The organism is Glutamicibacter nicotianae (assembly GCF_006539525.1).
Taxonomy (GTDB): Bacteria; Actinomycetota; Actinomycetes; order Actinomycetales; family Micrococcaceae; genus Glutamicibacter; species Glutamicibacter nicotianae.
On sequence record NZ_BJNE01000015.1, the window covers coordinates 1 to 24805 of the forward strand.

A 24805-nucleotide genomic window follows, 5' to 3' on the forward strand; every position below is an offset into this window, starting at 1 on the left:
TAAGGCTGCTTCCGCATCTGATGCGGCCAAACCAGCTGAGGCGCCAGCAAAGGACCCGGCACCGGCTGCGGCCAAGCCAGCTTCTGCTCCGGCTAAGGCTGCTTCCGCATCTGATGCGGCCAAACCAACTGAGGCGCCAGCAAAGGACACGGCACCGGCGGCGGCCAAGCCTGCTGCTGCACCGAACGCTGCACTAGCCAAGGAAGCTGCAGATCCCAAGGGCCCAGCTGATGTGCTGGCACGGGCAGCTGACGCTGCCAAGGCGGCCGATGAGGCCACGCTAGTCAAGGCATCGGCAAAGGATGCCGAGGACGACCGGACCTTTGACTCAGAAGCAACCCAGGATCCAGCGCAATACGAGCAGGAAGTTGTCTCGGAGGAACTCTCGCTTGCCGGGCAGCTGCTCGGAGCCAGAGGTGCGGCAGAGACCGTTTACGATACCGGCCAGGGCGATGACCAGGACACGATTATCAAGTCCCGTCCGGCAGGTCCTGCCATCGCTGGGCCTCCCGCCGAACCAGCTGACGACGAGCACACGATCATCCGCGGCTCCAGTGTTCCGAAATCCAGGCCTTCATCAGGGTTGGATGCCAAGGACGGTACAGAAAGTTCGGTGTCCCTGAATGAATTCATCCTGGCGCGCTCTTGCTCCAAGCGGCACCCCAATCCACCCACCGCGTCGACGTGCAGGCAATGCGGCGAGCGATTGACCGCCCAGGCGCAGCAGGTTCGCAAGCCTGCCATGGGCCGCATGATTGTCAGCGACCACGGCGGTACCCGCGAATACGCCCACGAGCTGAACCGCTCGGTGGTTCTCGGACGCCAGCCAAGCGCAGGAGCCGTCAAATCCGACAGCGAACCCCGCCTGCTGAAGGTTGAAAGCCCCAGCGGCGACATCTCCCGTTCGCACCTGCACGTGCGTGTGGAGGGATGGCATGTGCAACTGGTGGACCTTGGTGCGACCAATGGCACCGTGCTGCTGCGCGAAGGGCAGCGGCCACGGCGCCTGTCCCGCCACCAGGAGATCATGCTGATCAACGGCGACGTCGCTGACTTGGGTGATGGCGTCAGCATCCGCTTCGAGGATCTGCCGTGAGTCCAAAGCGCGCGCCAGCTCCGGCACCGCAAATACCGGGATTCGCGTACGTCAAGCCACTGGGTACCGGCGGATTCTCCGATGTCTATCTTTACGAGCAGCACCGGCCCAACCGCAAGGTGGCGGTCAAGGTGCTGCTGGCTGATGTCAGTGATGAGGAAGCCCGCCAACGTTTCGAGGCCGAGGCCAATTTGATGGCCCAGCTGTCCACCCATCCTTATATCGTCACGATCTACCAAGCGGAGATCACCGATGACGGACGTTCCTATCTGGCCATGGAGTATTGCTCCCGGCCTTCCTTGGATGCCCGTTACCGCCGCGGTGTCTTGAGCATCGATGAAACGCTGACCTTGGCCATCCAATTGTGCTCAGCGGTCCATACCGCGCATCTAGCGGGCATCGTGCATCGAGACATCAAGCCGGGAAACGTGCTGACTACTGACTACAACCGGCCGGCCCTGACCGACTTCGGCATCTCGGGAACCATCGGATCGCACACCGCAGGGCTGTCGGTGCCATGGTCCGCCCCGGAAGCGTTCAGCGGCGACACGCCTCCGGGCGTGCGCATGGACGTATACTCGCTCGGTGCCACGATCTATACAGTTCTGGCAGGGCATTCGCCGTTCGTCCGGCCGGGACAGGATAATGCGCAGCCAGTGCTCATTGAGCGGATCTGCAATTCTCCATTGAAACCGTTGGAGCGGCTTGACGTTCCCGAGTCGCTGAACCAGGCGTTGTCGGTAGCCATGGCGAAGAACCCGGCTTCGCGATTCGGCTCGGCCGCCGAATTCGCCCGCTCCCTGCAGCGAATCCAGATCGAGTTGGGCTTCTCGGTCACTCCTTTTGAGGTTATCGAAGAACCTGCCGAAGCGGCTGAGGAGGAGGACGGTGAAAGCACTCGCGTCCGCAATGTCATTTCGATCAGCGACGTGCAGCGTCCGCTGCCTTCTGCACCGATGATTTCCTCCGTTCCCGGGCAACACGCACGGCGGGTACGACCGTCAGCGCCGATACCGCGGCTGCACATGCCGAAGGAACCTGCGCCGGCTCCGAACCCAGAAGATAACGCGCAAGACGAATCCGGAACGCCATCGGCCAAGCCGGCAGAGCCGAAGCAACGCCAGAGCCTGCCGAAGGTATTCATCGCGGTGGGCATAGTGCTGTTCATCTTGGTTGGCGGCGCCTTCATTGCAAACATGTTCTTGCCGGAGCAGGAAGCCGCGCAGCGTACCGGCCCGCCCATTACCGCCACGGACGGTCCCAAGGACGCATTAGTTGGCGGCACCGTCCCCAAGGTGGATAATTTCGAGTACTCTACGGTGGGAGAAACGGTAACCTTCCGCTGGTCCAACCCGGAACCGAATAAGGATGACCATTACCGTTGGGCTCCCATTACCGCAACGGAAACGGGAGAGTTCAAGCAGACGAAGTCTCCCAGCGCGACTACCGACATCGGCGAAGGCGGGCAAACTTGTATCGAGGTCAAGCTCGTGCGCGATGATGGACGTATCTCGGATGGAGCACGGTTCTGCACCGGAGCAGGTTAAGCAAGGTAGGCATAAGCGATGAGTGAAGTAACTATCGAGTACTGCGGGCAGTACTATCCTGTCCAGGACGGCACGCCCTTCACCATCGGACGTGAAGGCGACCTCGCAATCGACGACAATCCGTACTTGCACCGGCACTTCCTGACGATTAGCAAGCACAGCGGGCTGTGGTGGCTCAACAACGTGGGCAGCCGGCTGACCGCGACCATTGCGGATCGAACCGGCGGCCTGCAAGCCTGGCTGTCGCCGGAGTCGAGCCTGCCGCTGGTGCTCAATCGGGTGGGCGTGGTGTTCACTGCCGGTCCCACCACCTATGAGCTGTCGATTCATGTCGCGCAGCCGGCATTCCGCCAGGACTACCTGGAATACGATGCCTGCGGCGAAACCACCATTGGGCCGGTGCTGCTGACCAGTGCCCAGCGGGCGCTGGTTGTGGTCTTGGCTGAGCCGATGCTGCGCCGCGAAGGCACCGGGCTGAGCTCGATTCCCACCAGCGCGGCGGCTGCCGCACGGCTGGGGTGGGGAATTACGAAGTTCAATCGCAAACTCGATAACGTGTGCGACAAATTGGACAAGGCGGGCGTTGCCGGACTGCGCGGGGGACCGGGAAAACTGGCCACCAACCGTCGCGCTCGGCTGGTGGAGCACGCCGTGAGTTCGCATCTGGTCACCCGTGCCGATTTGGCCATCTTGGATGCCGAAGTACCCGACGAAGACTAGGTTCCCGGCTGGTACGCCAAAGGCCAATGGGCTGGACGATTCCCTGCGGTATTGTTCAGCACATTGGCCTTTGGAATGCTCAGCGGCGTCCGATGGTCCAGCCTAAACGCGGAACGAGTGCGCGGCGCCGGCGAATCCGATCTACGCGCTTCTTGGGCTCTGCGGCCTGCGGTGCAGGCGCGGGAGCGTTGCCCATGGCAGCGAGCAATGCGGTGACCACCGCCAATTCCTCGTCACTCGGGTTTCCCTTGGTGACGCGGATCTGCGGGGCAACAGGCAAGGCGCTGTTCTGGTCCATCGGCGTGCTCCTTTGTGGTTCTGGTGGGTACTGGTCGGGCAGGATCTGCCGCTTACAGCGGAATGTTGCCGTGCTTCTTCGGAGGCAGGGTCGCATGCTTCTCGCGCAGCGCGCGCAGACCGCGAACCAGCTGGAAGCGGGTCTCGCTCGGGGCGATGACCGCATCCACGTAGCCCAGCTCAGCGGCCTGGTAGGGGTTGAGCAGTTCGGCCTCGTAGTTGTCGATGATCTGCTTGCGGCGGGCCTCGACGTCTCCGCCTTCGGCTTCCACCGCGGCCAGATCGCGGCGGTAGAGGATGTTCACCGCGCCCTGGGCACCCATCACGCCGATCTGCGCGGTAGGCCAAGCCAGATTCAGGTCTGCGCCCAGCTTCTTCGAGCCCATCACGATGTACGCTCCGCCGTAGGCCTTGCGGGTGATCACGGTCAGCTTCGGCACGGTGGCCTCGGCGTAGGCGTAGAGCAGCTTTGCACCGCGGCGGATGATGCCCTGGAACTCCTGGTCCTTGCCCGGCAGGAAGCCCGGCACGTCCACGAAGGTGAGGATCGGGATGTTGAAGGCGTCGCAGTTGCGCACGAAGCGGGCGGCCTTTTCCGAGGCGGCAATGTCCAAGGTGCCGGCGAACTGCATTGGCTGGTTGGCGACAATGCCCACGGTGCGGCCTTCGATGCGGGCGTAGCCAATCATCACGTTGGGTGCGTAGAGCGACTGCATCTCGAAGAAGTGCTCATCATCGACAACCGACTCGATCACGGTGCGCATGTCATAAGGCTGGTTTGCCGAATCCGGGATGAGCGTATCGAGCTCCAGGTCCTCGGCGGTGATATCCAGTTCTTCATCGAATTCGGCAATCAGCGGATCCGAGAGGTTGGAGGACGGGAGGAAGTCCAGCAGTTCCTTGCAGAACTCCACAGCGTCTTCCTCATCGGAGGCAAGGTAGGTGGCGGTACCGGTATTGGCGTTGTGCTGGCGGGCGCCGCCCAGGGTTTCCATGTCGATTTCCTCGCCGGTCACCGTCTTGATGACGTCCGGGCCGGTGATGAACATGTGGCTGGTCTTGTCGACCATGATCACGTAGTCGGTCAGCGCGGGGGAGTAGGCGGCGCCGCCGGCCGATGGGCCCATGATCAGCGAGATCTGCGGGACAACGCCCGAGGCGTGGACATTGTTGCGGAAGATGTCAGCGAACATGGCCAGGGACGCGACGCCCTCCTGGATGCGGGCACCGCCGCCATCGAGGATGCCGACTACCGGGCAGCCGTTGCGCAGCGCGAATTCCTGGACCTTGACGATTTTCTCGCCGTTGACCTGGGACAGCGAGCCGCCGTAAACGGTGAAGTCCTGCGAGTAGACGGCCACCAGGCGGCCATCCACGGTGCCGTAGCCGGAGACCAGGCCATCGCCCAATGGCTTCTTCTTCTCCATGCCGAAGGCGGTGGAGCGGTGGACTGCAAGTGCGTCGAACTCGACGAAGGAGTCTTCGTCCATGAGCATTTCAATGCGTTCGCGGGCAGTGTGCTTGCCGCGGGAGTGCTGCTTTTCGATCGCCGCTTCGCCGCTTGGCGCTTCAGCGAGCTTCTGGCGGCGGCGGAACTCAGCAAGCTTTCCGGCGGTGGTGGACAGGTCGATTGACTCGGCTGCCTCAGTTCTGCCCTGCGTCATGCCTTCGACTCCCTTGAGTTGTCTTCAATGTGTAGGAATGGCACAAGAAAAATGCCATCCAAGCCAGTCTAGCTGGGGAAACAGCTCTTTCGGTTGTAGGAATCTTACAAAATGGCCCGATATCTGGTGCGTGGCACGCCAGAATAAGTTACTGATCGGTAGCTTAGTGGCGGATCATCGCGTAATCTGTATCACATGACTACTGAATCGCGCACTCTTATCGCGCCCGTTCCCGGCAACCTGAAGAACCGTACCATCCTGATGAGCGGGGGCAGCCGCGGCATCGGCCTGGCCATCGCGTTGGCCGCAGCCCGGCAAGGGGCCAACGTGGTTCTGCTCTCCAAGACCGATACACCTCACCCGACGCTGGAAGGGACCATCCATACCGCCGTTGCGCAGATTGAGGAAGCCGGCGGCCAGGGCTTGGCCGTTGTCGGCGATGTCCGCGTGGACGCCGACGTGCAGCGCGCCGTGGAGGAAGCGGTGGCAAAATTCGGCGGCATCGACATCGTGGTCAACAACGCCTCGGCCATCAACCTGGCCAAGACCGACCAGGTCGATATGAAGCGCTACGACCTGATGCAGGACATCAACGTCCGAGGCACCTTCCTGCTGTCCAAGACCGCGCTCCTGTACCTGCGCGCCTCCGAGCATGCCCATATCCTGACCCTCTCCCCGCCACTGAACCTGGACCCCAAGTGGGCAGGGCAGCATCTGGCCTACACCATGGCCAAGTACGGGATGTCGCTGACCACCCTTGGGCTGGCTGAAGAGCTGAAGGAAGACAGCATCGGGGTGAACTCGCTCTGGCCTGAAACCCTGATCGACACCGCAGCAATCCGCAACCTGCCAGGCGGGCAGAAAATGGTCCAGGGCGCACGCGACGCTTCGGTCGTGGCAGACGCGGCCATGGCAATTCTTGCCAGCCCGCCCGCGGGCGTCAGCGGCAATTTCTTCACCGACGGCCAGGTGCTGACCTTGGCCGGGGAAACGGATCTGGAGAAGTACACCCTGAACCCGCAGATCCCGCTGGTCCAGGACATCTTCTTGTAAGCGGTCAAGCGGGGTAAAACAGGGAATAATGGGCGGCCGGTGCCATAGGGTTGGAGATATGGAAAACCCGTATGGCACCGACCGCGCTGTTCTCGATCCCCGGATCTTCAATGAGCTCACCGCCCCGTTGGATTTGGGGCTGGTCAATCTCAAGCCAACCTCCGGTTCTACGAATACCGAGCTGGCGCAACTGGCCAGCACCGGCGAGGCCGGACATCTCAGCGTGTACTACACCGAGCACCAGCAGGCCGGCAAGGGGCGCTTGGGCCGTGAATGGGTGACCCCGGCAGGATCTTCCCTCACCGTCAGCGTCCTGGCCGTGCCCGGACCTGGCTTCCCTCCCGAATCCCTCTCCTGGTACACCATGCTGGCGGCGCTGGCCTGGAGCCGGGCGGCCGAGAATACCTGCGGCGTTCCACTGGGCATCAAATGGCCCAACGACCTCTTGGCTGGCGAGCAGAAAGTCTGCGGCATCCTGGCGCAAATGGTTCCTGCCGGCAACGGCTATGGCGTGGTGGTCGGGACCGGAATCAATGTGAACCAGAGCCGGGAGGAACTTCCGGTGGCTACCGCGACATCCCTGCGGCTGGCCGGTGCGAAGAACCTGAACCGCACCGAATTGCTGGCTGAGTACCTGAAGCAATTTGCGGCTTTGGACCGGGGATTCCGCCAAGTCGGCGGCATGGCGCAGATGCCGTTGCCTGGAAACAACGGGAAATCCTTGCACCAGCTGGTCAGCGCCAAGCTGGCCACGCTGGGACATGACGTGCGTGTGGAATTCCCTGACGGGTCCACGCTGGTGGGCACTGCCGTAGAGCTGGGCACCGATGGCTCGCTGGTGCTGGAACACGGCACCGGGCAGCGTGAACATGTGCTGGCAGGCGACGTGCACCACGTGCGGCGCGCCGACGGAAAGTATGCCTAACCCGGCTTGGGTATTGGCCCGGGACTAGTATTGGAAGAGACGACCGAAGCACTCAGCCGGGAACAGGAGGGACGAGGAACAACACGATGAAGTTGCCGCTGCATGAAAGGGAACGAATGATCATCAAAACTCGTGAGCATTCCCGAGTGCTGCGCCAGCCCGTGGGGGCCTTCCTCGTCTTGACCGCACTATGCACGTTTTCGCTTGGCTATCTTTCCCGGGATGATCTGTCGGACTGGCTGGCTTCCAATGCAAATGTGTGGATGATCGTTGCGGTAGTCCTTTGGGCCGCGCTGGTGCTCATCTGGAGCGTGATTCCCTGGGCCCGGTGGCTGCGCAGCCGCATCGTGCTGACTACCGAGCGGATCATGTTCCGGCCGACGTATAACGACGGCAAGCTGCAATCTGTAGGATTATTTACAGTTCGCGACCTGGTCGCGCACAGCAAGGCGAAAAATGCCATGACGCGTGCGGGAACCTTGGATATCGTGCTGAACCAGGGATACGTGCGGCTCACGCATGTGCCCTCGGTACAGTATTTCCGTTCCCTGGCCATGGAGGCGATGGCGAACCTGCGCAGCAGCCAGAGTATGGCGCACACCGAAACGACGAACAGTGAGGGCATGGGGGCATGAGCACCGAGCACACCAACACACCTCGGGCAGACTCTCCGCAGTCCGCCGCCGAGGCTGTCCGTGGCGCCCGCCAGCACGCTCCCGCGGCAACCCCCGCCGAATCGGATCCAATTCTCGAACTTGCCGAGGCCATGGAAGGCCCGCTGCGCATTCCGGCCCACACCCCCGAGGCTGTCCGCGACACCGTCGCCTCGCTGGAAAAACGGCTCATCGGCGGCCAGCGCGAATTCCGCCGCCGCGAAGTCGCCTCCGAGGCAGGGGTCTCCCTGCACTCGGCACGCAAGCTGTGGCGCGCCATGGGCTTCCCGGAACTCAGCGATGACGAAGTGTTCTTCACCGAGGCCGACAAGAAAGCCCTGGGCACCATGGTGGGCATGGTCCGCGAAGGCACGCTGACCGAGGAAACCGCCATCTCGCTGATGCGTTCGGTGGGCCAGATGACCGACCGCATGGTGGTCTGGCAGATCGAGGCCCTGGTCGAAGACATGATCGCCAACCAGAACCTGTCCGACCGCCAGGCCCGCCGCCAGCTGTTCAGCCTGCTGCCTGAAATCATCCCCGCCATCGAGGACCTGCTGCTCTACTCGTGGCGCCGCCAGCTGAACTCCGCCGTGCACCGCATGGCCTTGCGCGTGGAAACCGGCGTGGCCGCCTACAACCAGGACCGCGGCGAGGACGATGGCGGCACCCCGTTGCCGCTGGCCCGTGCGGTGGGCTTCGCCGACCTGGTCTCCTACACCTCGCTGTCGCGGCGCATGAACGAGCGCACGCTGGCCCAGCTGGTCCAGCGTTTCGAGGCCAAGTGCGCGGAAATCATTTCCGTGGGCGGCGGCCGCCTGGTCAAGACCATCGGCGATGAAGTGCTCTACGTGGCAGAAACCCCGCAGGCCGGCGCGCAGATCGCGCTGTCCCTGTCGCGCGAGCTGGCCAAGGACGAGCTCTTCCCGCAAACCCGCGGAGCGGTGGTCTGGGGCCGGCTGCTCTCGCGCCTGGGCGATATCTACGGACCGACGGTGAACATGGCGGCCCGGCTGACCTCGCTGGCCGAGCCCGGCACCGTGCTGACCGATGCGATTACCGCGAATACGCTGCGCAATGATGTACGCTTCGTGCTCACCGCCCAGGAAATTACCGCGGTGCGCGGCTTCGGGGATATCCAACCCTACGAACTCTCGGCAGGCGAGGGAGCAGGACTGGTGATTGACTGATGGCTAATGAACCAGCCCCGGTTCCCTTCATCCTCGCCGCGGCGGGCCTGACGGACGTGGGACGCAAGCGCTCGCAGAACCAAGACCGTATCCTGATGCACGACATCGTGTACGCGGTTGCCGACGGCATGGGCGGGCATGAAGCCGGCGAGGTGGCCAGCCAGCTTGCGGTGGAAACCATGGAAGAAATCTGCACCTTCGCCAATAAGACCTCGGTGCGGAAACTGCCCTCGGTGCCGGATGTCCAGCGGCAGGTGCAGCTGGCCGATGACCGCATCCGCGAAGCGCTTGAATCGCGCGGCGGCACCACCCTGTGCGCCCTGGTGCAGATCAAGACCCCCAGCAAGGGCCGGGACAGCGTGACCGCTCCGCTGGCCGCCGTGCCGCCGTGGACCTCCAGCTTCGCAATGACGCAGAATACCGACGTGATTTCCAAGATCACTCCGCAAATGCTGGAGAACCACCGCGCCAATTTGGCGCCGGCTACCGCGCCGCTGCCGGTGGCCACCGAGGAAGTCCCGAGCCTGCTGCTGGTCAACGTGGGAGATTCGCGCGGCTATCGGCTGCGCGACGGTGCGCTGCAGCAGCTGACCCGCGACCACTCGGCCGTGCAGGAAATGGTGGATGCCGGGCAGATCACCGAGCTGGAAGCGCGCAACCATCCGCACCGGAACCTGATTACCCGCGCCCTGGGCGCAGGCGCCGAAAGCCAGCCGGACGTCACCGTCCTGCAGCCACGCATCGGCGACCGCTACATGCTGTGCAGCGACGGGCTCTCCGGCGAATTGACCGAGGACATTTTGCAGACCCTGCTGGTGAACTACAAGGACCGCACCGAAGCGGCCCGGATTCTCACTGCGGCTGCGCTGGAAGCCGGCGGCCGGGACAACATCGCAGTGATCGTGATTGACGTGCTGGCAGCCGAACCCGCACCAGCGGACGCACCTGGGAACTAGGGCTCCAAGCCAGCTAAACTGTCCGCCGGTGGGGCACAATTGAATACGTGAGTGAAAAAGACGCAGCACCAGTCGAGACCGCCGACGTACCGCCGGAAGCTGACAAGACCCGCTATGAACAGCTGGTCGAGCAGATCCGCGCCCACCGCGAGGCCTATTACCAAAATGATGCTCCCCTGGTCTCCGACGCAGAATACGACGCGCTGTTCCAGGAGCTCCAGCTGCTCGAGGCGACCTATCCCATCCTTGCTGGACAGGACTCGCCTACCCAGGAAGTCGGCGGCGAAGCCTCCGCCGCCTTCGCATCGGTCACCCACGCCAGCCGGATGTACTCGCTGGAAGACGTTTTCTCGCTTGATGAACTCGACGCGTGGCTGGAACGAGCACAGGCCAACGCCGAACGCCTGCACCCGCAGACCCCGGTCAAATGGCTGTGCGAAGTCAAAATCGACGGCCTGGCACTGAACCTGACCTACCGCGAGGGCAAGCTGATTCGCGCGGCCACCCGCGGGGACGGCACCACCGGAGAAGACGTGACCCACAATGCGCTGACCATCAGCGATATCCCGCAACAGCTGTCCGGCTCCGGCTGGCCTGCGGAATTCGAAGTCCGCGGCGAAGTCTTCATCGCCACCGAGGACTTCAACAAGTTCAATGAGGCACTGATTGCCCAGGGCAAGGCGCCGCTGGCCAACCCGCGCAACGCCGCCGCCGGGTCCTTGCGCCAGAAGGATCCGGAGCAGACCGCCAAGCGTCCGCTGCGCATGTTCGTGCATGGCCTGGGCCGCAGCCGCGATTTCAACCTGACCGAGCAGTCCCAGGCCTATGAGCTGATGCGCAGCTGGGGCCTGCCGGTCTCTCCGTACGGCCGCGTGGTCGGCAGCCGCCAGGAAGCCAAGGACTACATCGCCGAGCACGGCGAGAAGCGCCATGATTTGATCCACGACATCGATGGCATTGTCATCAAGGTCGATGACCTGGCCACCCAGGAACAGCTGGGCTACACCTCCCGGGTTCCGCGCTGGGCCGTCGCCTACAAGTACCCGCCCGAAGAAGTGCACACCAAGCTGCTGGACATCCAGGTCCAGGTGGGCCGCACCGGCCGCGTGACCCCCTTCGGCGTGATGGAACCAGTCCTCGTCGCCGGCTCCACCGTCGCGCGCGCGACTTTGCACAACCAGGAAGTCGTCAAGGCGAAAAACGTCAAAATCGGCGACACCGTCATCCTGCGCAAGGCCGGAGACGTCATCCCGGAGATTGTCGGCCCGGTGCTCCCGCTGCGCGATGGTAACGAGGACCTGCGTGATTTCGTCATGCCCACCGAATGCCCTTCCTGCGGGCAACCGCTGGCCCCGGCCAAGGAAGGCGACGTGGATATCCGTTGCCTCAACGCCGAATCCTGCCCGGCACAGCTCACCGAGCGCGTGGCATACCTTGCCGGACGCAGTGCACTGGACATCGAAGCCCTCGGCTACGAAGCGGCAGCTGCCCTGACCAGCGGTCCGGGCGAGGACCCGGCCACCCAGGGCGGCGTCATCCTGCCCGCCGGACCCGGCCCGCTGAAGAACGAGGCTGACCTGTTCAACCTCAAGGACAAGCTCGACGAGCTTGGAGAAGTCAAGGTCTGGCGGGAAAAGCGCTCCAAGGGGGAGGGCACCGGCAAGTACGAGCTCGTCCCGTACTTCTATTCCAAAGCCACCGCCAAGAAGCCTTCGGTGCCGACCAAGAGCACCCTGAAGCTGCTTGATGAGCTGGAGAAGGCCAAGGGCAACCCGCTGTGGCGGGTGCTGGTAGCCCTGTCCATCCGCCACGTCGGCCCGAACGCCTCGCGGGCCATTGCCACCCGCTACGGCTCCATGGACGCCCTTCTTCAGGTCCTTGACTCGGGCAACGCTGTGGCGGAACTGGCCGAAATCGATTCGGTGGGCACCATTATCGCCGAAGCGCTGGTTGACTGGTTCGCGGTGGATTGGCACCGCGAGATCGTCTCCTCCTGGCAGGCCTCCGGCGTGCAGATGGAAGACGAGCAGGATGCGAACATCACCAAGAACCTCGAAGGCCTGGCCATCGTGGTGACCGGTACCCTGGAGAACTATTCCCGGGATACCGCCAAGGAAGCGATCATTGTCCGTGGCGGCAAGGCCACCGGCAGCGTCTCGAAGAAGACCGACTTCCTGGTGGCCGGCGAATCCGCCGGGTCGAAGCTGGACAAAGCCCAGTCCCTGGGCGTTCCGGTACTGGACGAAGCCGGATTCGGCATCCTGCTGGAGCAAGGACCAGAAGCAGCACGCAAGGCAGCACTCGCCGCACCAACGGAAGGCTAGATATGGACCGCGCAGTAACCCACGATCCGCTGGTGATGGTGGCCCGCCGGGCTGCCGCCGCCGGCGCCGAAGTACTTGGCCGCCGCGACGAATCGCAGTTCAACCTCACCGACAAGTCGGCGGCAGGGGACTGGGTCACCGACTTCGACCGCGCCGCCGAGGAAGCGATTCGCGAGGCCATTGTGACCTCCCGGCCCAACGACGAGTTGACCGGCGAAGAATATCCCAGCGCCAAGCCGGTGCATCCCAGCGGGCTGCGCTGGAGCATTGATCCGCTGGATGGCACCACGAACTTCGTGCGCAACATTGCCTACTACTGCTCTTCGGTGGGCGTCTGCCAGCGCAACGATGATGGCAGCGAGACCTGGCTGGCCGCGGCCATCGTCGCCCCTGCCTTGCAGGTGGAGTACTTTGCCGGCAAGGGATTAGGCGCATGGAAACTCGACCTGCGTTCCGGAAAGCTCACCCAGCTCACCGGACCCGAGGAATCGGAAACCAGGATCCTGGCCACCGGCTTCGGCTATGATTCCGGGCGCCGGCAGTTCCAAGCCGAGGTGCTTGGGAAGATGCTTGAGGACTATGTGAATGTGCGCCGGCTCGGCTCGGCTGCGCTGGATTTGTGCCTCGTGGCCGAGGGGTCTTTGGACGCCTACGCCGAATACGGCACCCAGGAGTATGACTGGGCCGCCGGCGCGCTGATTGCCGAGGAAGCAGGATGCCAGGTTGGCCGGCCCATCAGCAATCCGGGCTGGCAGTACGCCGGATTGGTGGACCCGGCTAAGCTCACGGAGCCTGGCGCTTAAAGCAGAACGGCTGCCATCCACTCATGCGCGTAGTGGATGGCAATGCCCACGGCGACACCGCCACACACTTGTGTGGCGGTGTGCTGGAAACTGCGGATGCGTGCCCAGGACAGCACCGCAATGAAGAACACCACCAGCGGCATCAGCTCGTTCAACTGCCCGGCCACCTGCAAGATCACGTAGGTGCCCACGGCCAGGTGCACCGAGACCTTCCACCACATATTGATCACAGCGACGACTGCCAATCCCAGCAGGATGCTGAGCACTTCGAGGTACATCCGCGTCCCGGCGTCCATGAGCCGCAGTACGAGCAGGCCGCAGAGGATCAATCCGGCGGTATAGGCGTAGATCCAATGCCGCTGATGCCTTACGGTCACGTGCATGTCGGTGACCTTGCCACGCAGTTTCGCGCCGGCCAGGATCAGCCACGGAATAATCGTGGTGAACAGGGCCGCGGTGACCGACTCGCTGAAGCGCACCGAAGCATCCCGCCATGGAGTGGCCAGCAGCAGCACGGTAGCCAAGATGATAGGGGAGAGCAGGTGGGAAACCACCAGAGCGAATTTCCGCTCTGTGGTCGGGGCGTTGGCTTGCGAGGTCTGCTGCATTCGGGTCATTGGCCTTCATCTGGGTAGCGGGTTGCTGACGACTATGCGACTAGTCCACTGTACAAGCAGTTCCGGTGCTACCATTCTGCAGAGTCAGCTTTGCTCCGCGACCAGGTAGTCATTGCGGATCCGGATGAGCTTGGGCAGGTACCAGCCGAGGACGAGCCGTTCGGCCAGCCACCCCAATGGACCAAGCGGAGCACTGAATTGGATCTTGTCGACCATCAACGTCCCGTGGTCCATTGCATGGAATTCATGGACGTGGTGGAAGGATTTGAACGGTCCGCGCAGCTGCTGGTCGGTGAAGCTGCGCGGGGCATCCACGGCGGAAATCGTGGAGGTCATCCGGATGGGAATGCCAAAATGCTTGGCCCGCCAGGTTACGTGCTGGCCCAGGCCAATGGTTCCGCTGGTCACCCCAGCCACTGCCTGCTCCTGCGAATCGGCCATCGAACCGGTATGCGCGTCGATGCTCAACGATTTCTCGAAGAGCTCAGCAGGGCTGAGGTTGGCTTGCGTAACGCATTCAAAGTAGACGGCCATGGCTAAAGTATGCCACTGGCAAGGGAGTTTTAGCGGACGGTGAGGTCCAGAACGGTCAGATCTTCAGCCGCGTCGTCGTAGTAGTCACGCAGCTTCAGGCCCTTGGCCGCTGCCTCGTCAACGACTACCACTGCGTCCTGGTGCAGCTGCAGGACAGATGCCGGGCAGGAAGCTGAGATCGGGCCTTCCACGGCAGCGGCAATTGCATCTGCCTTGCCGGAGCCCACGGCAACCAGGACCAGGCGGCCTGCGTCCAGGATCGTGCCGAGGCCCTGGGTGACGCAGTGGGTGGGAACATGCTCAATGCCGTCGAAGAAGCGCGCATTGTCTTCACGGGTATTCGCCGCCAAGCGCTTGATCCGGGTGCGGCTTCGCAGCGCGCTGCCCGGTTCGTTGAAGCCCAAGTGGCCGTTTGATCCGATGCCCAGGATTTGCACATCGATGCCTCCGGCCTGTGCGATGGACGCATCGTACGCGCGGGCCGCTGCCTCAATGGCTTCAACCGAGGCTGCCATGCCCTGCGGAACATGCAATGAGTCCGCAGACAAGCCGATGACGTCGCAGACTTCGTTGAGCAGGGTCTGTCGGTAGGACTGTTCATGGGTGTCGGGGATCCCGATGTATTCATCGAGGGCGAATCCCTGTGCACGGCTGAAATCGGCGCGACCTTCCTGAACTGCGCGGGACAATTCACGATACAGTCCTAGCGGGGAGGAGCCCGTGGCAAGCCCTAGAACCGGTTCAGCGCCAGCGCTGTGGTGAGCCAGGCCGGCCAACACGTTGTCGGACGCGATCTTTGCGACTTCTTCCGGGGATGAACCAATGAGTACTCGCATGGTGTGGACTCTCCGATCTTGGCATTGATGATTAGTGGAATAGCAGAAACAAGTGGGCGAAAAGGAGCCGCTAAGCGATCCCTAGTTCGTGGAACCGCACGTTCACGGCGCAACCCCGGAGCACCAGATGCTCTGGATCTTCGCTGAGTGAAAGTCTGAAGTTTTCGGAGCGAGCCGTATGCGAGCGCAGGGCCAGTGCTTCGCGCAACGCTTGTGCGAGAGGCTGATCTACGATGTCTGGGGTGCCGGTGAAAATGACGTTTCGAATGTCCAGAATTGAAAGAAGCGGAGCAACTGCGCCAGCAAGATAGGCCGCGACCCGCTGGTTCAATTGCCCTTTCTCTTCCCCTTCGGCCAAGGACTTCCAAATTGCAGGAACGGAAGCATAGGCTTCCAGGCAGCCGATTTCTCCGCAGCTGCATAAGGCCGTGTCCTCTGCACGCTGGCGGACATGGCCCAGCTCGCCGGCGGCAAAATCCGAGCCGCGCACCAAAGTGTTGTGGGTGATGACGCCGCAACCTACACCGCGCCCGAGGCGCAGCAAGACCATGTGGTCGCTGCCTTGGCCAAACGTGTGCTCGGAGAGAATGGCGCAGTCGGCGTCATTGAGGATATGGGTGTTGATGCCGGTAGCCTGTTCGACTGCGGCGCCCAAGTCGAAGCCGCGCCAAACGAACTTTTCGGCAGCAATGACAATTCCCTTATCGGTCACTACCCCGGGGGAACCGATGCCGATGCCAAGAATCGGTGCGTCGCAGTGCCGTATCGCAGTGTCGATCAGTTCCAGGAGCTGGGCTACCGCCGCTTCCCTTGTTGCATCGCGCTTCGGGGAAGAAAAGCTCTGGAGAATGGCACCATCCAGATCCATGATCGCTGCGCGGAACGGGACAACGCCGGATAAATCCACACCGATGATCCTGAGCCCGGGACGATTCAAATCGAGGAGGGTTGAGGGTTTTCCCGGGCGTTTGCCTTCTTGCTGTCCGGTCTCGATAACGTGGGAACGATTGATCAATTCGGCGACAAGTTCTGAGATGGTGACACGTGTCAGACCGGTCGCGCGTGCCAGATCGGCACGGCTCATTTCGCCTTGGTCTGAAAGTGTTTGCAGAATCAGCGAGAGGTTGTGTTCCCTTCCATGGGACGGCAAAATGGCGCTGCCGTGGGACAGCATATTCCAATCCTTGCGCGGGGAAGTCACAAGGTTAGTTAACTCTATTAACAAACTTTTGGGCAAGTCTTCTCCGGTACATTGCCTTGCAAGATCCATTACCGCCAATGGCTGCAGATCGGAGAATCGTCGGCGGCAACGGCTTGCAGCAATGCATTATTTCCGCAGCGGCCGCTGAACTGCGGCAGACCGCCAAAAGCCGTGGCACACTTGGAAGATCATGACTGACGAGCAAACTTTTTCATACTGCAGTGGCGATCTGTCGATTGAACTAGCCACGCCGGCCGATTACCAGCGGGTGGGGGAGCTGACCGCTGAGTCCTACTTTGCCGCTGGGCATTTCAGCAGCCCGCAGGACGAATACCTGAACTTTGTCCGCAAGGTTGCCGAGCGGGCAACGCAGACCGAAGTCTATGTGGTCCGCCGAGCCGGTGAAATTGTAGGTTCCATGACCTTGATCCGTGCGGGCAGCGACTATGCGGATATCGCCCGAGCCGACGAGCTGGAAATCCGCATGCTCAGCGTTGATCCGGCCGCTCAGCGCGGCGGGATCGGGCGGGCCATGGTGCTGGCCGCCATTGATCGTGCCCGGCTTATTCCGGGAATCAACGCCGTCTCCTTGACCACCGGCAGCACGTGGGCTTCCGCCCGGGGTTTGTATGAAACCCTCGGATTCGCCCACCATCCAGAACGCGATTGGGTGGTGCCGAACACCGATATCAAATTGGTGGTCTACGCCTACCGCCTCTAGCCACGGCGGATTCCTCCACACTCCAGCTGAACCGCCCATGACATAGGCAGACACGCATTGTGGTCTGCCAAAGCGCATGAATAGAATGGCGCCATGAGTGCTGTTCGCCGAAGTGTCACCGCCATGTCCGTCGCCGCTCTCGCCCTCGGGCCGCTGAGCGCCTGCAGCGCCGGCGCACCCGACCCGGCACCATCAGCCGATGCGCTGGTGGCCGCCATGAACAGCGGCGATTTCGCCGGCGTGCAATTTACCGGCACCAGCCCGCAGGACGCGGCGAAGGCCCAGGAAACAGCCTTTGGCACCATGGGCGAAATCAAGCACACGAGTACCGTCAGCTCGGTAGCAGAGGACGAAGAGGAACAAGACGGAGTCAAGACGGCCACCGCGAACATCACCACGGTGTGGGATGTCGACGCATCGGACAAGGACCTGAGCTATGACACCCGGGCCGTCTGGGAATACGACAAGGAAGCCGAGGCCTGGAAACTGCGCTTCGACCCGTCAATCCTCGCCCCGGGATTCGAAAGCGGCGACTACCTCAAGGCGGCATTCGAGCCGGCAGCACGCGGCAGCATCACCGATGCAGAAGGCCAGAACATTGTCGCTGACCGGCCGGTGATACGTGTCGGCATGGACAAGACCCATACCGGCAAGGAGAACTGGGAAAGCTCAGCGAAGAAGCTGGCCAAGCTGGTGGACATCGATGAGGACGCGTACGCGAAACGCGTGATGGCCGCAGGCGATAAGGCATGGGTGGAAGCCATCGTCTTGCGCGATGACGCAACCCGTGAGGTTACCGACGAAGAAATCAAGGCCATCCCGGGAGCCAACTTCCAGAATGACGAGCTGCCATTGGCACCCACCCGTTCCTTCGCCCGTCCGCTGCTGGGCAGCGTAGGAAAGGCCACTGCGGAAATCATCGAGAAGTCCGAGGGCAAGGTCAAGGCCGGCGACCAGGTAGGCAAATCGGGATTGCAGGCCGCCTACAATGACACCCTCTCGGGAACCGCCGGAGTCACGGTGTCGCAATACGATGCTGAGCATGAAGAGCTAGCGGAACTGTTCGCCAACGCCCCGGTGCCAGGCAAGGACCTGAAGACCACCCTTGATACCAGCCTGCAGCAAGCAGCGGATGAACTGCTGGAAGATGCCGAATCGAACTCGGCCATAGTGGTTATCCGGCCCTCGGACGGCAGCGTCCTGGCTGCGTCTTCCGGCCCGGTATCCTCCGGCTTGAACACCGCCCTGCAAGCGTCCTATGCGCCGGGCTCCTCCTTCAAGGTCATCAGCGCCTTGGTCATGCTGCGTGAAGGCGCCACCCCGGGCTCCGAGGTCAAATGCCCGGCAACCACGGTGGTGGACGGAAAGAGCTTCAAGAACTACGACGGCTACCCGGCGTCCGCGGTAGGCACCATCCCGCTCTCCGAGGCGATTGCCCAATCCTGCAACACGGTCTTCGTGAACCAGGGGCAGGAGATCAGCGGCAAGAAGCTGGCCGAGGCCGCAACCTCGCTCGGCTTGCTGGCCGAGGACGGCACCGGCACCGGCGCCGTGTTCGGTTCGGTGCCCGAGGATTCGACAGGCACCACCCAGGCCGCGAACATGATTGGCCAGGGCGTGGTGGAAGCCTCGCCGCTGGGCATGGCCACCGTGATGGCATCTATCCAGGCCAAATCCACCGTGCAACCCAAGCTGGTGCTCTCGCCTGAACCCGAGGCGGCTGCCAAGCCGGCCTCTACGCTCACCGAAAAGGAAGCCGAGCAGCTGTCGGCGATGATGGCCGAGGTCGTGGACCATGGAACCCTGAAGGATTTGAAGGGGACAGGCAGCGGCAAGATCATCGGCAAGAGCGGCACCGCAGAATACGACAGCGAGAAGAACGCGCATGCCTGGGCCATCGCCGCCCAGGGCGATCTGGCCATTGCCGCATTCGTCGAGGACGGGGACGGCGGTGCCCAATCGGCCGGACCACTGGTGAAGTCCATGCTCCAGGAAGCTGCCAAGTAGCTTCGCGGGGTGCCGCTCAGCCTTGCTGGGCGAAATATTCTTCGGAGAGCAGGCTCAGCAGCACCTGGTCGTGGAATGCCCCGTCATGGAAGTGCACCTCGCGTTGGCGTCCTTCCTGGATGTACCCGGCGTTTTCATAGGCCTTGATGGCCCGCTGGTTGAAGGCGGCAACGCACAGGCTGATCCGGTGCAGCCCCAGCTCGCGGAAACCGTAGGCTGACATCAGCTTCGTGGCGCGGGTGCCGAAGCCCTGGCCGACAAAGTCCGGGCCAATCATCACCGCCAGCTCGGCCGCGCGATGCGGCAGCTGTCCGCCATGCAGCGTGATGTGGCCGATGAAGCTTCCGGTGCCGCGCTCAAAGATGCTGAAACCGGCATCGCCGCTATTCGGCTCGTTGCGGCTCCACTGGGCGAACATGTCCATGAGCCCAGTCTCGGGGCGCGGCTTGATGATCCGCTGCTGGAGCACCGCCCAAGCCGGGTCATTCCACCACCGGGCCATGGCCGCGAAGTCCTCCGGCTCGGACTCGCGAAGTTCAACGGCGGCATCGCGCAGCAGGCGCTCGCCGTACTGCTGCGCCTGCTGGAGATCATTCCACGGCTCATCGGTGTGCATGGATCTATCGTAGGAGCTTTTGCCCGGACCAAGAACCATTGCGCCAACACTTGTGCCTAATACGAGCTGTTGACAGACTATGCTCATGGGAATCGTCTACAACACCACCATGTCTCCAACGAAGACCGAGCTGGTGACCGCCTGGCTGGCCAAGCAGGAGTTCTACACCGGCCAGGGCGCCCCGAAACTTGAGAACATCGGCGGATTCCGCCTCGAAGACCCGCAGGGCGAGGTCGGCATCGAGCTGAGCTTCTACGCCGACCACGCCGACACCTCCGACGTGGTCTACCACGTTCCATTGACCTATCGAGATGCCCCTATCGAAGGCGCGGAGCAGCACCTGCTGGGCACCAGCGAGCACGCGATCCTGGGCCTGCGCTACGTCTACGATGCCGCCGGCGATCCCGTCTTCCTCGCCCAGGCCCGCGAGCTGCTGGCCGGGAACGCGGTGCCGCAGCACCGCACCGAATCCTTCACCGACGATCCGCGGATCCGAGTCAGCGGGCAGACCGCCGGCAAGCAGGCGGTGATCATCCGCAAGCCGGTGGCCGGCGAACCAGCCGAAGCAGGGGTGATCGGGTTCTGGGAGAACGCCCTCGGGCAGGATCTGAGCGGTTTGGTATTGCGCACAGCATAATGAAGGCCCCGGAATAATGCGTCGGGCCCGGCGCGCAAGGGATAGACTTGTCTATGAAACCCAACCGCCATTCTAGGGAGATACATGTCTGCCATCAGCCGTGAGGACGTTGTGCATCTGGCACACCTTGCCCACATCGAGATGAGCGACGCGGAGCTGGACAAAATGACCGGTGAACTCGACGCTATCGTCGGTGCCATCGCGTCCGTCAGCGAAGTCGCCGCCTCCGACGTCCCAGCCACCAGCCACCCGATCCCGCTGACCAACGTGTTGCGCGAAGATACGGTGGGGCAGACGCTGAGCATCGAGGAAGTTCTGCTCAACGCGCCTGATTCGGACTCGGACCGCTTCAAGGTCCCGGCAATTCTGGATGGTGAATAATCCCAGTGAATGAACTGATCAAGCTTTCCGCCACCGAGCTGGCAGCCAAGCTGCGCGCCGGCGAGGTGACCTCCGTCGAAGCAGTGCAGGCCCACCTTGACCGCATCGCCGAAGTCGACGGCACCCTGAACGCCTTCCTGCACGTGAACGCCAAAGAGGCGCTCGCCGTGGCCGCCGAGGTGGACGCCATCCGCGCCGCCGGCGGTGCCGGAGCCGAAGCCCTGCACCCGCTGGCCGGCGTGCCGATCGCCATCAAGGACCTGATCGTCACCAAGGGCCAGCCCACCACCGCGGCATCGAAGATGCTCGAGGGCTGGATGAGCCCGTACGACGCGACCGTGATCGAGAAGATCCGCGCCGCCAAGCTGCCGATGCTGGGCAAGACCAACCTGGACGAATTCGCCATGGGTTCCTCCACCGAGCACTCCGCCTACGGCGTGACCCGCAACCCGTGGGACCTGAACCGCATTCCGGGCGGTTCCGGCGGCGGTTCGGCCGCAGCCGTGGCCTCCTTCGAGGCACCGCTGGCCCTGGGCACCGACACCGGCGGCTCCATCCGCCAGCCGGGCGCCGTCACCGGCACCGTCGGCGTGAAGCCGACCTACGGTGCTGTCTCGCGCTACGGCGCGATCGCCATGGCCTCCTCGCTGGACCAGATCGGCCCGGTCTCCCGTACCGTGCTGGACTCGGCCTACCTGCAGGAACTGATCGGCGGGCACGACCCGAAGGATTCCACCTCGCTGCCGAACGCCCTGGAAGGCCTGGTGGCCGCCGCCGAATCCGGCGCCGCCGGGGACCTGGAGGGCCTGCGCATCGGCGTCATCAAGGAATTGACCGGCGAGGGCTACCAGGAAGGCGTGCAGGCGCGCTTCAACGAGTCGCTGGAACTGCTCAAGGCTGCCGGCGCCGAGATCGTCGAGGTCTCTTGCCCGAACTTCAAGTACGCGCTGGGCGCCTACTACCTGATCATGCCTTCGGAGGTCTCCTCCAACCTGGCCAAGTTCGACGGGGTGCGCTACGGAAAGCGCGTGCTGCCGGAAGACGGCCCGATGACCATCGAGCGCGTCATGGGCGCCACCCGCGCCGCAGGCTTCGGCGACGAAGTCAAGCGCCGCATCATCCTGGGCACCTACGCGCTGTCCGCCGGCTACTACGACGCCTACTACGGCTCGGCGCAGAAGGTCCGCACGCTGATCCAGCGCGACTTCGCCGCAGCCTTCGAGCAGGCTGACGTGCTGGTCTCGCCGACCGCGCCGACCGTGGCTTTCGAGCTGGGCGCGAACGACAACGACCCGCTGGCCATGTACCTCAACGACGTGGCCACCATCCCGGCCAACCTCGCCGGCGTCCCGGGCATCACCGTGCCTGGCGGCCTGTCCGAGAACCTGCCGGTGGGCATCCAGTTCCTGGCTCCGGCCTACGAGGATGCCCGCTTGTACCGTGCCGGCGCGGCGCTGGAAGCGCTGCTCGAAAAGCAGTGGGGCCACTCGCTGATCTCGCAGGCACCAGCCATTGACACCGCTTCGATCGCGCAGGAGGCCTAGGCACCATGAGCAACTACACCGATGAACTGGTCGACTTCGATACGGCGCTGGACCGCTACGACCCGGTCCTGGGCTTCGAGGTCCACGTCGAGCTGAACACCAAGACCAAGATGTTCTCCGACGCCCCGAACGCCTTCGGCGACGAGCCGAACACCAACGTCACCCCGGTGGACCTGGGCCTGCCCGGCGTGCTGCCAGTGGTCAACAAGACCGCCGTGGAGTACTCCATCCTGATCGGCCTGGCATTGAATTGCCAGATTGCCGAGAAGTGCGGCTTCGCCCGGAAGAACTACTTCTACCCGGACACCCCGAAGAACTTCCAGACCTCGCAGTACGATGACCCGATCGCCCACGACGGCTGGCTGGATATCGAGCTGGAGGACGGCGAGGTCTTCCGCGTGGAGATCGAGCGCGCCCACATGGAGGAGGATGCCGGCAAGCTGACCCACATGGGTGGCGCTGCCGGGCGCATCCAGGGTGCGGACTACTCGCTGGTTGACTACAACCGTGCTGGTGTTCCGCTGGTGGAAATCGTCACCAAGCCGATCGTGGGCGCCGGCAAGCGCGCCCCGGAGCTGGCCCGCGCCTATGTGGCGGCGATCCGCGAGATCGTGAAGAACCTGGGCGTCTCGGATGCGAAGATGGAACGCGGCAACGTGCGCTGCGACGCCAACGTGTCGCTGATGCCAAAGGACGCGGACAAGTTCGGCACCCGTACCGAGACCAAGAACGTGAACTCCCTGCGCGCTGTGGAGCACGCCGTGCGTTTCGAGATCGAGCGCCACGCTGCCGTACTGGATTCCGGGGCGAAGATTGTCCAGGAAACCCGCCACTGGCATGAGGACACCCGCTCCACCACCTCGGGGCGCCCGAAGTCGGACGCCGATGACTACCGCTACTTCCCGGAGCCTGACCTGGTGCCGATCGTTACCACCGCCGAGTGGGTCGAAGAGCTGCGCTCACGCCTGCCGGAGCCTCCAGCCGAGCGCCGCAAGCGCCTGAAGGCCGAGTGGGGCTACGCGGACAAGGAATTCCGCGACGTGGTCAACGCGGGTGTGCTCGACGAGATCGAAGCCACCGTGGCTGCCGGCGCAAGCGCTGCCGTGGCCCGCAAGTGGTGGATGGGCGAGATCGCGCGCCTGGCCAAGGCCGCGGACAAGGAGATCGCTGATCTGGGCGTCACCCCTCAAACCATCGTCGAGTTGAACTCGTTGATCGAGGGCAAGAAGATCAACGACAAGATCGCCCGCCAGGTGCTTGAATTCGTCATCGCCGGCGAAGGCACCCCAAGCGAAATCGTCGAGAAGCGCGGCTTGGCTGTGGTGAATGACGATGATGCCCTGGGCAAGGCAGTGGATGAGGCCATGGCCGCCATGCCTGATGTGGTCGAGAAGATCAAGGGCGGCAAGATGCAGGCCATCGGTGCGCTGATGGGCCCTGTCATGAAGGCCACCCGCGGACAGGCCGATGCCGGCCGCGTTCGCGAGATCGTGATGGAGAAGCTGGGCCTGTAAGGTCCGCATTCTTGCAGCGGCGGCCCGTATTCCCGGTGGGGAGTACGGGCCGCCGCTGTCTCGTTTGGGCTTCTTCGTCATCGGCTCCCTGCTTGCACTGCATCGAAGCTGGCCGAAGGGCCGGCATCACGGCACTGCCGGGGCGCCGAGTGCTGGTTATCAAGCCGAATGCGGCTTGGCGGCTGCACGCGGATGGATTCGGAGAGGTCGAACCCGGACTCCGGGTTCGCTAGAGTATGCGTAAGCACATGCACAGGCCCCTCCGGGGGGGCTGGGTCGGATGCATTGAGCTGACCGAGGCTGAAGGAATCGCAATGATCGAAATCAAACGGGTTGATGCACTGGCCGGATTTCAGCCATCGGACATTGCCGCGGTGCTCGTCGGCGGTTTCGCCGAGGACTTCGCCTACTTTTCCAAGGATCAGGAAACGTTGGCGCGGGCGTTTGCCCACATGATCATCCCGGAACGTTTTTATGTGGCGTTGGTGGACGGGGTTCCCGCCGCCATCGCGAGCCTCACCGAAGCCGATCAGGAGTGCTTCACGCCGGACCGGAGCGAATTCCAGCGCCATCTCGGAACGTGGCACGGGCTGATCAGTTATTTCATCGTCCGCACGCAGTTCCTGGGAGCTTTCAAGGGGGCTCGGCCCGGACTGGCGGAAATCGGATTCGTGACTACCGCACCCCAATACCAAGGCCGTGGGGTGGCCACGGAGTTGATGAAGCACCTGCTGGCCCTGCCGTTCGATGAATTCGTGCTCCGCGATATCAAGGACACCAATGTCGCTGCGTTGTCGTTGTACCGCAAGCTCGGTTTTAGCGAGTCGGATTCGCGCCCGGCCAGGTTCGCGAAACGTGCTGGCTTTTCGCGCTACGTTTCTATGAACAGGAAAGCCGCATAGCCATCCCTGTGCCGCTCCGGGTCCCCTGGCATCGAGCAATACGAAGTTGCCACGGTGGTCGGCCGAA

At 63.1% G+C, this 24805-nt stretch carries 24 protein-coding genes; 17 read left to right on the forward strand and 7 right to left on the reverse strand.

Annotated features, from left to right (window positions below; translation table 11 throughout):
- From ANI01nite_RS13690 to ANI01nite_RS13700, 3 genes are all read left to right on the forward strand, one after another.
- A partial coding sequence (locus tag ANI01nite_RS13690; protein ID WP_141358607.1) for an FHA domain-containing protein occupies positions 1-1096 on the forward strand: 1096 nt, incomplete at its 5' end.
- Positions 1093-2643 carry a serine/threonine-protein kinase gene (locus tag ANI01nite_RS13695; RefSeq protein ID WP_141358609.1) on the forward strand — a complete coding sequence of 517 codons (1551 nt, stop codon included), beginning with the start codon at positions 1093-1095 and terminating at the stop codon, positions 2641-2643. The genes ANI01nite_RS13690 and ANI01nite_RS13695, both read left to right, overlap by 4 nt.
- A gap of 18 nt (positions 2644-2661) precedes the next feature.
- Complete coding sequence (locus ANI01nite_RS13700; protein WP_141358611.1) at positions 2662-3363, forward strand: FHA domain-containing protein; 702 nt, start codon at positions 2662-2664, stop codon at positions 3361-3363.
- 79 nt (positions 3364-3442) lie between these two features.
- Here ANI01nite_RS13700 and ANI01nite_RS16765 read toward each other — a convergent pair whose 3' ends face one another.
- Positions 3443-3661 (reverse strand): acyl-CoA carboxylase subunit epsilon, encoded by a 219-nt coding sequence (locus ANI01nite_RS16765; RefSeq protein WP_073706666.1) that lies wholly within the window; start codon positions 3659-3661, stop codon positions 3443-3445.
- Between the two features lie 52 nt (positions 3662-3713).
- Positions 3714-5324, reverse strand: coding sequence for an acyl-CoA carboxylase subunit beta (locus tag ANI01nite_RS13710; protein WP_038989817.1), 1611 nt, complete (start codon positions 5322-5324; stop codon positions 3714-3716).
- Positions 5325-5519: 195 nt separating this feature from the next.
- Between ANI01nite_RS13710 and ANI01nite_RS13715 the strand changes: the two genes are divergently transcribed.
- The 7 genes from ANI01nite_RS13715 to ANI01nite_RS13745 all read left to right on the forward strand — a co-directional run bounded on the left by ANI01nite_RS13715 (position 5520) and on the right by ANI01nite_RS13745 (position 13228).
- Positions 5520-6377, forward strand: coding sequence for an SDR family oxidoreductase (locus ANI01nite_RS13715; RefSeq protein ID WP_141358613.1), 858 nt, complete (start codon positions 5520-5522; stop codon positions 6375-6377).
- Positions 6378-6435: 58 nt separating this feature from the next.
- Positions 6436-7302: a biotin--[acetyl-CoA-carboxylase] ligase gene (locus tag ANI01nite_RS13720; RefSeq protein ID WP_170214657.1), complete on the forward strand. Its 867-nt coding sequence runs from the start codon at positions 6436-6438 to the stop codon at positions 7300-7302.
- An 86-nt stretch (positions 7303-7388) separates the two neighbouring features.
- The gene (locus ANI01nite_RS13725; RefSeq protein ID WP_141358617.1) at positions 7389-7937 is read left to right on the forward strand and encodes a hypothetical protein; all 549 of its coding nucleotides are present in this window, start codon (positions 7389-7391) and stop codon (positions 7935-7937) included.
- The gene (locus tag ANI01nite_RS13730; RefSeq protein ID WP_141358619.1) at positions 7934-9145 is read left to right on the forward strand and encodes an adenylate/guanylate cyclase domain-containing protein; all 1212 of its coding nucleotides are present in this window, start codon (positions 7934-7936) and stop codon (positions 9143-9145) included. Before ANI01nite_RS13725 ends, ANI01nite_RS13730 begins: the two co-directional genes overlap by 4 nt.
- On the forward strand, positions 9145-10101 hold the full coding sequence (locus ANI01nite_RS13735) for a PP2C family protein-serine/threonine phosphatase (protein WP_052253520.1): 957 nt from the start codon (positions 9145-9147) through the stop codon (positions 10099-10101). Before ANI01nite_RS13730 ends, ANI01nite_RS13735 begins: the two co-directional genes overlap by 1 nt.
- Positions 10102-10148: 47 nt before the next feature.
- On the forward strand, positions 10149-12425 hold the full coding sequence (gene ligA, locus ANI01nite_RS13740; RefSeq protein WP_255314545.1) for an NAD-dependent DNA ligase LigA: 2277 nt from the start codon (positions 10149-10151) through the stop codon (positions 12423-12425).
- Positions 12426-12427: 2 nt separating this feature from the next.
- Positions 12428-13228: an inositol monophosphatase family protein gene (locus ANI01nite_RS13745; RefSeq protein WP_141358623.1), complete on the forward strand. Its 801-nt coding sequence runs from the start codon at positions 12428-12430 to the stop codon at positions 13226-13228.
- On the opposite strand, the gene ANI01nite_RS13750 is transcribed toward ANI01nite_RS13745, so the two are convergent.
- The 4 genes from ANI01nite_RS13750 to ANI01nite_RS13765 form a co-directional block, all read right to left on the reverse strand.
- Entirely contained in the window at positions 13225-13845 is a 621-nt protein-coding gene (locus ANI01nite_RS13750; RefSeq protein ID WP_141358625.1) for a hypothetical protein, read from the reverse strand. The genes ANI01nite_RS13745 and ANI01nite_RS13750 overlap by 4 nt on opposite strands.
- 84 nt (positions 13846-13929) lie before the next feature.
- Positions 13930-14379, reverse strand: a complete 450-nt coding sequence (locus ANI01nite_RS13755) for an SRPBCC family protein (RefSeq protein ID WP_073706673.1) — start codon at positions 14377-14379, stop codon at positions 13930-13932.
- 29 nt (positions 14380-14408) lie between these two features.
- A complete protein-coding gene (gene nagB / locus ANI01nite_RS13760) occupies positions 14409-15215 on the reverse strand; it encodes a glucosamine-6-phosphate deaminase (protein ID WP_073706674.1) in 807 nt (268 codons plus the stop codon).
- A 70-nt stretch (positions 15216-15285) separates the two neighbouring features.
- On the reverse strand, positions 15286-16485 hold the full coding sequence (locus ANI01nite_RS13765) for an ROK family transcriptional regulator (protein WP_141358627.1): 1200 nt from the start codon (positions 16483-16485) through the stop codon (positions 15286-15288).
- 121 nt (positions 16486-16606) lie between these two features.
- Between ANI01nite_RS13765 and ANI01nite_RS13770 the strand changes: the two genes are divergently transcribed.
- A complete protein-coding gene (locus tag ANI01nite_RS13770; RefSeq protein WP_141358629.1) occupies positions 16607-17137 on the forward strand; it encodes a GNAT family N-acetyltransferase in 531 nt (176 codons plus the stop codon).
- Between the two features lie 93 nt (positions 17138-17230).
- On the forward strand, positions 17231-19144 hold the full coding sequence (locus ANI01nite_RS13775; RefSeq protein ID WP_141358631.1) for a penicillin-binding transpeptidase domain-containing protein: 1914 nt from the start codon (positions 17231-17233) through the stop codon (positions 19142-19144).
- 16 nt (positions 19145-19160) lie between these two features.
- Here the strand turns inward: ANI01nite_RS13775 and ANI01nite_RS13780 are convergent, their stop codons facing one another.
- Positions 19161-19760, reverse strand: coding sequence for a GNAT family N-acetyltransferase (locus tag ANI01nite_RS13780; protein WP_170214658.1), 600 nt, complete (start codon positions 19758-19760; stop codon positions 19161-19163).
- Positions 19761-19845: 85 nt separating this feature from the next.
- Between ANI01nite_RS13780 and ANI01nite_RS13785 the strand changes: the two genes are divergently transcribed.
- From ANI01nite_RS13785 to ANI01nite_RS13805, 5 genes are all read left to right on the forward strand, one after another.
- Complete coding sequence (locus ANI01nite_RS13785) at positions 19846-20397, forward strand: maltokinase N-terminal cap-like domain-containing protein (RefSeq protein ID WP_083586679.1); 552 nt, start codon at positions 19846-19848, stop codon at positions 20395-20397.
- Between the two features lie 84 nt (positions 20398-20481).
- Positions 20482-20778, forward strand: coding sequence for an Asp-tRNA(Asn)/Glu-tRNA(Gln) amidotransferase subunit GatC (gene gatC, locus ANI01nite_RS13790; RefSeq protein ID WP_038989805.1), 297 nt, complete (start codon positions 20482-20484; stop codon positions 20776-20778).
- Positions 20779-20783: 5 nt separating this feature from the next.
- Complete coding sequence (gene gatA / locus ANI01nite_RS13795) at positions 20784-22322, forward strand: Asp-tRNA(Asn)/Glu-tRNA(Gln) amidotransferase subunit GatA (RefSeq protein ID WP_371858973.1); 1539 nt, start codon at positions 20784-20786, stop codon at positions 22320-22322.
- Between the two features lie 5 nt (positions 22323-22327).
- Complete coding sequence (gene gatB, locus ANI01nite_RS13800) at positions 22328-23836, forward strand: Asp-tRNA(Asn)/Glu-tRNA(Gln) amidotransferase subunit GatB (RefSeq protein ID WP_141358637.1); 1509 nt, start codon at positions 22328-22330, stop codon at positions 23834-23836.
- 314 nt (positions 23837-24150) lie between these two features.
- Positions 24151-24738: a GNAT family N-acetyltransferase gene (locus tag ANI01nite_RS13805; RefSeq protein ID WP_141358639.1), complete on the forward strand. Its 588-nt coding sequence runs from the start codon at positions 24151-24153 to the stop codon at positions 24736-24738.
- The last annotated feature ends 67 nt before the right edge of the window (positions 24739-24805 follow it).